Source organism: Streptomyces sp. NPDC048275 (assembly GCF_040652275.1).
Taxonomy (GTDB): Bacteria; Actinomycetota; Actinomycetes; order Streptomycetales; family Streptomycetaceae; genus Streptomyces.
In genome coordinates this window covers 1-9,669 of sequence record NZ_JBEZLR010000178.1, presented here as the reverse complement: position 1 = coordinate 9,669, position 9,669 = coordinate 1, and the positions used below count along the sequence as shown (strand labels likewise).

Sequence of the window (9,669 nt, the reverse complement as noted above, 5' to 3'; positions counted from 1 at the left end):
CCGTTCGCCGTCACCGCCTCCTACGGCGGGGACAGCAACTTCGTCTCCTCCACCGGTACCGACACCCAGACCGTCGGAGCGGCCGGAACCACCACTGTGGTCTCCACCAGCCCCGACCCCTCGCTGGTCGGCCAACCGGTCGCCATCACCGTGGTGGTGGGTGCCCAGGCACCCGGCACAGGAACACCGACCGGAAACGTGATCGTCACCTTCGGGGACGGGTCACCCGCGGAGACCGTGACGCTTGTGGGCGGGACAGCGACGGTCACCCACACCTACACCAGCACCGTGGGCAGCCCCTACACCGTCACCGCCACCTATGCGGGGAACGGCGACTTCAGCGCCTCCACCGGTACCGACACCCAGACCGTGGGCCTGGCCGCGACGACCACCGCGGTCACGTCGACTCCCGACCCGTCGGTCTTCGGCGAACAAGTGACGATCACCGCCACGGTGACGCCCACCCCGCCCGGAGCCGGTACACCCGGCGGGACGGTGTTCTTCGTCATCAGCGCCGGACCTGTCCTCAGCGCTCCCGTCATCGCGGGCACCGCCACCGTCACCACCAATGCCCTGACGGTCGGCCCCCACACCATCAACGCCGTCTACACCGGCAACAGCAACTTCGCCCCGTCGGTCGGCGCCGACACCCACACAGTGAATCAGTCGGCCACGACAACCGTGGTGACGTCGGCACCCGACCCGTCCCTGGTCGGCGAGCAGGTGACGGCCACGGCGACGGTGACAGCGACCGCTCCGGGGGTGGGGACGCCGACGGGGACGGTCACCTTCGACTTCGGCGACGGCTCCACACCGGTCCCCGGAGTCGTCGTGGGCGGCACGGCCACGGCAACGCACACCTACGCCACGGCGACCGGTAGCCCGTTCACCATCAGCGCCACCTACGGCGGAGACACCAGCTTCGCAGGCTCCTCCGACACCGACCCTCACACGGTCGGCGCTGCGGACACCACGACCACGGTGACGTCCGCTCCCGATCCGTCGGTGGTAGGTGAGCCGGTGACGGTGACGGCGACGGTGGTGCCGGTGGCGCCGGGGGCGGGTACGCCGACGGGGACGGTCACCTTCGACTTCGGCGACGGGACGCCAGACGCGTCGGGGACCCTGGTGGGCGGCGTAGCCACGGTCACGCACAGTTATGCCACCACGGTAGGCAGCCCGTTCACCATCACGGCGGCCTACGGTGGGAACGGCGACTTCAGCGCCTCCACCGGTACCGACACTCAGACCGTGGGCCAGGCCGCGACCACGGCGACGGTGACGTCCGCTCCCGATCCGTCGGTGGTGGGCGAGCCGGTGACGGTGACGGCGACGGTGACCGCGGACGCTCCGGGTGCGGGGACGCCGACGGGGACGGTCACCTTCGACTTCGGCGACGGGACGCCAGACGCGACGGGGACCCTGGTGGGCGGCGTGGCCACGGTCACGCACACGTACGCCAGCACCGTGGGCAGCCCGTACACGATCACCGCGACCTACGGCGGGGACGCGAACTTCGCCGGGGACACCGCGACAGACACTCAGACGGTGAACCAGGCCGCGACCACGGCGACGGTGACGTCCGCTCCCGATCCGTCGGTGGTGGGCGAGCCGGTGACGGTGACGGCGACGGTGACCGCGGACGCTCCGGGCGCGGGGACGCCGACAGGAACGGTCACCTTGGACTTCGGAGACGGGTCGCCGGCCGTCACCGAAACCCTCGTCGGAGGAACCGTGACGAGCACGCACACCTACACGGACGCGGAGGGGAGCCCCTACACCATCAACGTCTCGTACGGCGGGGACACCGACTTCGCCGGTACCACGGGCACGGACACCCAGACGGTGAACCAGGCCGCGACCACGGCGACGGTGACGTCCGCTCCCGATCCGTCGGTGGTGGGCGAGCCGGTGACGGTGACGGCGACGGTGACCGCGGACGCTCCGGGCGCGGGGACGCCGACAGGAACGGTCGTCTTCGACTTCGGCGACGGGTCGGGGACGACTTCCGCGACGGTGGCAGGCGGGGTGGCCACGGCCACGCACATCTACACGGACGTGGCAGGGAGCCCGTACACCATCACCGCGACCTACGGCGGGGACGCGAACTTCACCGGGGACACCGCGACGGACACCCAGACGGTGAACCAGGCCGCGACCACGGCCACGGTGACGTCCGCTCCCGATCCGTCGGTGGTGGGCGAGTCGGTGACGGTGACGGCGACGGTCACCGCGGACGCTCCGGGCGCGGGGACGCCGACGGGAACGGTCACCTTGGACTTCGGAGACGGGTCGCCGGCCGTCACCGAAACCCTCGTCGGAGGAATCGTGACGAGTACGCACACCTACACGGACGCGGAGGGGAGCCCCTACACCATCACTGCGACCTACGGCGGGGACGCGAACTTCGCCGGGGACACCGCGACGGACAGTCACGTGGTGAGTGAAGAGGCCTAGCCGGCCGGCCACAGCAGCCGACTTTTGCCTCGACGGTGAGTCGACGCCCGACCGGGAAGACCGGTCGGGCGTCGACCCACGGCCTGTCATCGAAAGCGAGGTGGCCGAGAACGCGCTTCAAAGGGTCCGCTTGTACGATGCCCGCGCGAGTTGCTTCACCTACCTCGCGAACAACGGGGTGCCGGATCACCTCCCTGCGCTGTGGGCGGGGCATACCAACGTCAAGGCCACGAAGCGTTGGTATGTGAAGCCCGATGTGGAGGATCTTTGTCCGGCGGCGGATACATGGGGAGGACTGGCGAGTGTCCTGACCTTGACCACGAAGTCATGCTGTCGATTCTGAGCGAGAAGATCCACGACGGCTGGTTCCTGCGGCTGATCGGCCACATGCTCAAGGCTGAATATCCTGTCCAATATCTATCTTGATCGGTTCGATCAGTTCGTTGAGCAGTCGCTGCTGCCCGAGTACAACCGCGGCCAGCGTCGACGGCGTGACCGGACGTATAAGCGCGTGGAGTTCGCGATCCAATGGGCCAAGCGGCGCGGCCGGTTGGAGGAGATCCGCGACAACCTCGTCGCCCGCATCGCCGAAGCCGAACACGAGGGTTGGCTCGGCGAGATCGAAGGACTCCGTGTCAGCTTGGCCGGCGCCGAAGACAAGCTCGCCCAGGTCGACGCACTGGCCGAGAGACAGTTGGCTGCGGTCCAGCTCGGAATGCCGGGCTTCAGCCGGTCCGGAGGAACCGCTGGGACGCCGAGACCAACGTCATGATCGAAGCCAGAGGCGAGCGAAGACGAAGATCAAAACGGAACCGACAGCCCGGCCCCCCCGCAGCTGGGACAGGGCTGTGGACATGCATTGCTGCACAGTCCTCCCGTCAGCACGCATGCCCCTCCCGTCAGCACGCATGCCATGCTCCAAGGGACCCCCACTGGCGGCGAACGTCCACGCCGGCGCATTGTCGGCCACCCTCTCGGCGTCCACTCTGATCATGGCGTTCACGCCCTGCTCACCCAGCCATTCCAGGATGAGGAGTGTCACGTCCTCGATGCCACCATCCTGGTCGATCTTTGACCAGCGGCCCTGGTTTCCTGTCATCGCCCAGACTCTACCGAGAGGTCCGAAGCAGTCGGCGTCCAGCGCTCAGGTCGGGAGACTCAGTGCCTGGTTTCCGTTCTGGCAAAGAGTTCAGCGCACTCGCGGGCGAAGGAACAGAGCTGGTCCACGACATGCCGGTACTCCTGCGGATCCCACACTACGTTCGGCGTGGCATCGGTCCACTGCTGCCACAGGCCACCGGCGGCAAGGTATGGGGATGCTCTCTCGGTCCCAAGGACCGCATCGAGGTGAAGCAGTGTGCTCAGAGCGAAGGTCCGGTCGTAGCCCAGCTCGGGTTGAGGCAAGTAGCGATCAAGGTATCTGCAGACCAGATCGGCGTCCGCGCTGGTGCCGAAGGTGGCAAGAGTGATGCCGTAGGCCCCGCCGTAGGGGCCTCCGCTGGCCAGCAGGAGTTCGCCGATGCGGCTGCGGAACTCGGTCCTGCCGGCTACAGCAACCAGCCAGGAGGCAGTCCTACGCTCTCGCCAACCCCCTTCAAGAAGGATGCCGAGTTCAGCGGGAGTGATCTCCCCGGCAGCCTGGACCAGGTCCCTCACAAACAGCTCGCGCTCAGGCCCGCTCAACCGCAGGAAGCTTCCACCCAGACGAAGGTACCGTCGGCCGGGCGCGACGAATCGTCGGACCACGTCTATGAGCTCGGGGTCGGTGTGGGCATCGCGCATGGCTCCATCTTTGCCCGGCGAGGACCCAGCTGCCAGCGGTTTACCCAGAGCCCCGAGTAGCGATCGCTAGTTCAGAGAAGCGTGTATTCGATGCTCCATGCTCCGACCGGATCCGGCTCAGAGACACCGCCTCGTCGAGATCCGCGACAACCTGATCGCCCGAATCACCGAAGCAGAACAGGAGGGATGGCTTGGTGAGATCGAAGGACTCCAAGTCAGCCTCGCCAGCGCCGAGGAGAAGCTGGCCCAGCTCGACTCGGAACGAGAACGGCAGTGCAAGGTGATCGACCTCGGTATGCCTACCTTCAGCCAGATCGCGACACGGACCAGCACAGCTATGAGACCTTCGAGTTAGTTCAGGGGCAGGTCCCTGGCCTCACTGGGCGCGCTGTCCAACACGGAGGACGCTCAGGTAACGGCGTGATGCCCGGTCGCCCATCCGCGTGCGGATCCGCTCGGCGACGGCGTCGAGCAAAGGCTCACGGACGTCGCGATCGAGTCTCCGGTACAGAGACAACGAGCGAAGGTGATCGGCAAAGCCGTCCCCGGTGAACCACTGAACGGTCGGATACCAGCGCACAATCGTTGGGCCAAAAAATTCTCCGGGATCGTCGACCAGGCCCCAACCCTCGTCGGTGCCGCGCACGTCTTCTTCGAGTGGTGGATGACCCCAATCAGGGTTCCCTGGGCAGAACCGCTCGTGGAGATCGGCGGTCTCGGCATACACCTCCGGTTCTCCCGGTCGGCGGACAACGACGTGGCCAAGCAGCGCCATCCAGCCTCCGGGATGGAGCATGTCGTGCGCTCGCTGCCAGCCAATCGACGGGTCAACCCAGTGCCACGACGACGCAGCCACGAGGACATCGAAGCGTCGACCGCGGTTGTCCCACTCCTCAAACGTCGACGTCTCGACTTCGACGTTGCGGAAGGAGGCGATCCGGTGGCGAGCGAGTGCGGCCATGTCTGCCCCCGGCTCGACGGCAGTCACTGAGCATCCGAGCGCTGCTAGCGAGCGCGTCGCCTGACCGGTACCGCAGCCCACCTCCAGCACCGACGACCGTTCGTCCATGCCGGTGACGGCGCCAAGGTCCGCGAACAATTCGTCGGGGTATCCCGGCCGGACCCGGTCGTAGAGCTCCGGCACCTCGTTGAACACTCGGCCGAGGTCGTGTCGACTTGGGCGCATCTTCGGATCACCAGTCACGAACGCACAAGCTATGAGGTCCGTCCACGGAAACGCCACTGGTTTACCGCAGCTGCCGTGCTGCCGCCGGTAGTTCAGAGAAGAACTCGGTGGGGCAGGTGTCGTTGAAACTGACGCCCCACGCGGGCGGGGCGAAGCGGTCGCGGTAGGCGTTGATCCGCCACAGTCCGTCGTCGTCGCCCTCGGGCAGGATTCCGAGTCGGACGCGGTGGTCGGGCGCGGTGGCGTAGGCGTTGGCGATTATGTGGAATCGGGTTTGTCAAGGTTCACTTGGTTTTGTGCGTGGGATCTGGTCCTGGCTCAGCTTCTTTGGGCGGCGGCGGTTGTGAGCGCCTTCGTTCTGTCGTGAGAGGACACGCATACGGCTCCCCTGGGTTCGCAACCGTGAGCCACACTTACCTATAGAACCAGTCACTCCTGTTTTCCTTGGCGGACCTCCACGATGGGCAGCCTGGTGACGGTGGCGGGGAGGCCGAGTTCCCGTGGTGTGGGGCCTGCGGGTATGGGGATGTCGGTGAGCCGGGCGAGGAGCGCGGCGATGGCGGTTTGGCCGTCGTCGACCGCGGCGCGCTCGTCCTCGGTCAGCGGGATGGAGACGAGCATGTGCTGCAGGTTCTCCTTGGCTTCGAGGAGTTGGGCCTTGCTGGAGTCCTTGGGGGTGTAGAAGTCGCAGCGGGCGCAGGCCATCCGGTGCTGACACTGTTCGAGGAAGGAGTATGTGCACCAGCCGTGGCCCAGGTCTTAGTACTGCCAGGACTCGCCGGTGGCCGCCGCCCCGGAGGCGACGGCGTCGCGGTCGACGAGACCCTCGATGGTGTGCACGTTGCGGGCGAAGTAGCCGGCTTCGCTGTATGCCTTGGCCAGGGTATTGGGGGAGATCTTCGCGTAGAACTGGGTGGAGCTTGGAGACCGGTGTCCGAGCCATGCCTGCAGCTCGAACAGGGTCATCGGCTCCTTGGCGTTGTAGAGCTGGCCGGCGATGGTGCTCCGGGCCCGGTGGCGCGTTGATCACTTGAGCTCGCCATCGTTTGCCGACAGATGCGCGTGGTCCGGTCGGCCGCCCTGGTCCACCGAGGTGCTATGCGGGGCCGGGGGCTCGCCTGGAACGCGCTCGGTCGTGCGCCACAGGACGGCCAGGCCGAGGCCGTCCGCGGAGAAGCGTTCGGCGGTGGCGAGGTCCCGCGAGGGCCAGGCCACCCGGACTCGGACGGTGCAGTCGATCAGGCCGAGGCCTCCAGGGCAGCCCGCCAGACGGGACTGTCGACGTAATGGTTGTCGAACCGCTTCGCGGAGGCGGCGATCTCCGTCGCGTCGGCCTCGCCACGCATCACCCGGCCGAGCAGGCGCAGGTAGTCGAACCGGCCCATGCCCGGCGTGAACACGAACAGCACGTCCGCCTCACAGCCGGGCGCCGGGGCGAAGGCGTGCGGGGTGTGGGGCGGCACGGCCAGGAAGTCGCCCGCCTCCAGGACGGTGACCTCCTCCCCCACCAGCACCTGGAGGGATCCGCTGATCACGAAGAACAGCTCTGTCGCCCTGGTGTGGAAGTGGGCAGGTGCCCCCACAGTCCCCTTGGCGAACGTGGACCGGTAGCTGGTGAAGCCGTCGGCGATGCTGTCCGAGTCGGCGAGCAGCGTCATCACGCTGCTGGGGTCGGCGCAGGTCTCGGCCTCGGAGTGACGGGTCAGTACCGGCCGTCCGCCGGTCATTGCGATCTTCATGTCGTGCCCTTTTTAGGGATAGCGGCCGCTGCGCGAACCAGTCACCGTCCAACTCGGCGATCAGGACAGCGACGAGGAATGAGATGAGACTGCGCGCCAGGTTCTGCACCGGGTGCAGTTCGGGAAGGCGAGACAGCCCGCGAGGGCGGAGCCTCGATGGTGGTGGCCGCCGGGCTCCGGAGCCTGGTCTGGCCTGGTCGGAGTGCATGGGCGTGCTCAGAGTGCCCGGTGCATGATGTGCAGTCCCACGTATCCGTGCACCGGATGGCGGAAGCCTTCCGGGAGGGTCCCCACCACCTTGAGGCCGAGCGAGCGCCAGAGGGCGACCGCCCGCGTATTGGTCTCCACGACGGCGTTGAACTGCATGGCCCGGAACCCGTCGTCCCGCGCCTGCTCGAGGACGTGTTCCCCGAGCGCCCGTCCCACGCCCCGCCCGGAGTGCGCCGGATCCACCATGAAGCTGGCACTTGCGATGTGCGAGGCGCCCCCGCGATGGTTGCGGACGCTGTTGGCGGTCCCGAGGATCTCGCCACCGCTGCCCACGGCGACGAACGTGTGCCCCGGCGGCTGCGGGAACCACATCACCCGCGCCTGCTCCTGGGTGGTTTCGCGATCCCAGGAAAAGGTCTCCCCGGCCCGCACGATGCCCTCCATGAACGCCCACATCGCAGGCCAGTCCTCCGCGGTCGCCTCCCGAACCAGCGGGGTACCGGTGCCGGTCACGTGTCGTGTTCCTTCCTCGTGCGAGTCGCCGGTGTTCGTTGACCGGGCAAGGCCGTCGTCATCAGGTTCTTCCTCCCGTTCGATGGTCAGGCGGCGAAGATCGCGGCGGGGTCGCCGGTGAACCAGGCGTTGTCGATGCGCATCCTGCGGATCACCCAGCGGTCGCCGTCGCGGACCAGATCGACGGCGTAGGGGTTCTTCAGCAAGGAGAAGGTTCCGCGGTCGGCAACGAGCAGGTGCTGGGCCTCCACCAGCGCGGTCAGACGCGCGGTGGCGCCGTCGACGGCGATGCGCGCATTGGTGACTTGGTGGGTGGTGTCCACCCGGCCGGTGAACAGGCCGAGGATCGTGGTGACGATCGTGTCCCGGCCGACCATCAGCGGCGGTCTGCCTCCCCACTTCGCCGCCGCCGGGGCAAAGTCCAGCTCGGCGTCGGCGGCGAAGGCGGAGGCAAACAGCTGCGGATCCTTCAGGTCCTGGCCCAGGCCGAACCGGTACAGCGCGTCGAGGATCTCCGTACGGTCGCGCAGCTCCGCGACAACCTTCTCGGTCTCGGCGGCCGGGGCGGAAAGGGCGTGCGCCTCGGTTACGTACATTGCATGCTCCCATGCAGGTCAGTTGGACGTGCGAGCTGCATCAACCCTCGCTGGGCGCAGCGGTCCGATCAACGCCGACCTGTGCAACGATCGTGAAGTCCGGATTCACGATGCAGGGGGCGCGATGTTGGAACGACACGAACTGGACGCCTTCCTCACCCTGGCCGAGGAACTGCATTTCGGCCGGACCGCCGAGCGTCTGCACCTGTCCACCACCCGGGTCAGCCAGACCATCGCCAAACTGGAACGTCGTGTCGGCGTCCCGCTGTTCAACCGCACCAGCCGCCGCGTGGAACTGACCGCGGTCGGCCGGCAGCTGGAGGAGGAGCTCCGGCCCGCCTGGATCCAGATCGCCGCCGCCTTCGAGCGGGCGGTCGATGCCGGACGCGGCCTCACCGGCACACTGCGCGTCGCGTTCGTCGGCGCCGCCGGCGGCCAGCTCCTGGCCGGAGCCGCCGAGTTGTTCCGCGGGCGCGAACCGGGCTGCGAGGTACGGCTGCGCGAGGCGCAGATGGCCGAGGTCTTCCCCTGGCTCCGCGATGGCGAGGTCGACATCGCCCTGACCCACCGCCCCGTGGACGAACCCGGACTCGTCTCCGGCCCGGTACTCGTGCGCGAGGCACGCATGCTGGCCGTTCCCTCGGGACATCCCTTCGCCCGCCGCGAGTCGCTGTCCCTAGAGGATCTGGCCCGGGTGAGACTCCTGCGGTTGCCCGAAAACGTGCCGGACTCCCTGCAGCGGAATTGCACGCCCCGCGCCACCCCGGCCGGACGCCCGATCGAGCACGGCCCCGCGACCGCGACGTTCAACGAGATGCTCACCCTCATCGGCGCCGGTCAGGGCGCCGTCGCCGTCGGTGCGCAGGTCCGGCGCTACTACGCTCGCCCCGACGTCGCTTACGTTCCCATCAGTGACGCCCCACCCTTGGAATGGGCCCTCCAATGGCGCGCCGACGCCACCACCGCCCGCATCCGCACCTTCAACGAGTCCGCCCTCATGCTGGTCGGCGGATGACCCTCTGACACCACTGGTACTAGGGCGTGTTTCGAAAGTCCCGCCTGCCCCGCGACGCCTGGCACGCACGCTCGCGGCGTTGCCGAAACGCCCGAATAGCTCCGCTATTAGGGCGCTCCGGCGCCTTGCGATCGCACGCACCAGACGCCGCGGGGCGCGCCCTTCGGGCGG

12 protein-coding genes and 2 pseudogenes are annotated in these 9,669 nt (G+C 67.8%); 4 read left to right on the top strand and 10 right to left on the bottom strand.

Annotated features, from left to right (window positions below):
• Both AB0D57_RS46355 and AB0D57_RS46350 read left to right on the top strand, forming a co-directional pair.
• Nucleotides 1-2,457: Ig-like domain repeat protein (locus AB0D57_RS46355; RefSeq protein ID WP_362088547.1), on the top strand; the 2,457-nt coding region annotated here is incomplete at its 5' end.
• A gap of 511 nt (nucleotides 2,458-2,968) precedes the next feature.
• Nucleotides 2,969-3,229, top strand: a complete 261-nt coding sequence (locus tag AB0D57_RS46350) for a hypothetical protein (protein WP_362088546.1) — start codon at nucleotides 2,969-2,971, stop codon at nucleotides 3,227-3,229.
• Here AB0D57_RS46350 and AB0D57_RS46345 read toward each other — a convergent pair.
• The gene (locus tag AB0D57_RS46345) at nucleotides 3,224-3,556 is read right to left on the bottom strand and encodes a hypothetical protein (RefSeq protein ID WP_362088545.1); all 333 of its coding nucleotides are present in this window, start codon (nucleotides 3,554-3,556) and stop codon (nucleotides 3,224-3,226) included. The two genes, AB0D57_RS46350 and AB0D57_RS46345, sit on opposite strands and share 6 nt — an antisense overlap.
• A gap of 59 nt (nucleotides 3,557-3,615) precedes the next feature.
• Complete coding sequence (locus tag AB0D57_RS46340; RefSeq protein WP_362088544.1) at nucleotides 3,616-4,239, bottom strand: DUF6000 family protein; 624 nt, start codon at nucleotides 4,237-4,239, stop codon at nucleotides 3,616-3,618.
• A gap of 97 nt (nucleotides 4,240-4,336) precedes the next feature.
• Here AB0D57_RS46340 and AB0D57_RS46335 point away from each other — a divergent pair, with 97 nt between their 5' ends.
• Entirely contained in the window at nucleotides 4,337-4,594 is a 258-nt protein-coding gene (locus AB0D57_RS46335) for a hypothetical protein (RefSeq protein ID WP_362088543.1), read from the top strand.
• 21 nt (nucleotides 4,595-4,615) lie between these two features.
• Here AB0D57_RS46335 and AB0D57_RS46330 read toward each other — a convergent pair whose 3' ends face one another.
• The 8 genes and pseudogenes from AB0D57_RS46330 to AB0D57_RS46295 all read right to left on the bottom strand — a co-directional run bounded on the left by AB0D57_RS46330 (nucleotide 4,616) and on the right by AB0D57_RS46295 (nucleotide 8,483).
• Entirely contained in the window at nucleotides 4,616-5,395 is a 780-nt protein-coding gene (locus tag AB0D57_RS46330) for a class I SAM-dependent methyltransferase (RefSeq protein WP_362088542.1), read from the bottom strand.
• A gap of 130 nt (nucleotides 5,396-5,525) precedes the next feature.
• Nucleotides 5,526-5,681, bottom strand: a pseudogene (locus AB0D57_RS46325) (DUF317 domain-containing protein); the annotation flags it as partial.
• A 173-nt stretch (nucleotides 5,682-5,854) separates the two neighbouring features.
• Nucleotides 5,855-6,130: a hypothetical protein gene (locus tag AB0D57_RS46320; protein ID WP_362088541.1), complete on the bottom strand. Its 276-nt coding sequence runs from the start codon at nucleotides 6,128-6,130 to the stop codon at nucleotides 5,855-5,857.
• Between the two features lie 54 nt (nucleotides 6,131-6,184).
• On the bottom strand, nucleotides 6,185-6,391 hold the full coding sequence (locus tag AB0D57_RS46315) for a hypothetical protein (RefSeq protein WP_362088540.1): 207 nt from the start codon (nucleotides 6,389-6,391) through the stop codon (nucleotides 6,185-6,187).
• A 156-nt stretch (nucleotides 6,392-6,547) separates the two neighbouring features.
• Nucleotides 6,548-6,667: pseudogene (locus AB0D57_RS46310) on the bottom strand (VOC family protein); the annotation flags it as partial.
• Nucleotides 6,664-7,164: a cupin domain-containing protein gene (locus AB0D57_RS46305; protein ID WP_362088539.1), complete on the bottom strand. Its 501-nt coding sequence runs from the start codon at nucleotides 7,162-7,164 to the stop codon at nucleotides 6,664-6,666. The gene AB0D57_RS46305 and the pseudogene AB0D57_RS46310, both read right to left, overlap by 4 nt.
• A gap of 216 nt (nucleotides 7,165-7,380) precedes the next feature.
• On the bottom strand, nucleotides 7,381-7,830 hold the full coding sequence (locus tag AB0D57_RS46300) for a GNAT family N-acetyltransferase (RefSeq protein WP_362088548.1): 450 nt from the start codon (nucleotides 7,828-7,830) through the stop codon (nucleotides 7,381-7,383).
• Between the two features lie 143 nt (nucleotides 7,831-7,973).
• Nucleotides 7,974-8,483, bottom strand: coding sequence for a nuclear transport factor 2 family protein (locus AB0D57_RS46295; protein WP_362088538.1), 510 nt, complete (start codon nucleotides 8,481-8,483; stop codon nucleotides 7,974-7,976).
• Nucleotides 8,484-8,607: 124 nt separating this feature from the next.
• On the opposite strand from AB0D57_RS46295, the gene AB0D57_RS46290 reads away from it, so the two are divergent.
• On the top strand, nucleotides 8,608-9,498 hold the full coding sequence (locus tag AB0D57_RS46290) for a LysR family transcriptional regulator (protein ID WP_362088537.1): 891 nt from the start codon (nucleotides 8,608-8,610) through the stop codon (nucleotides 9,496-9,498).
• The last annotated feature ends 171 nt before the right edge of the window (nucleotides 9,499-9,669 follow it).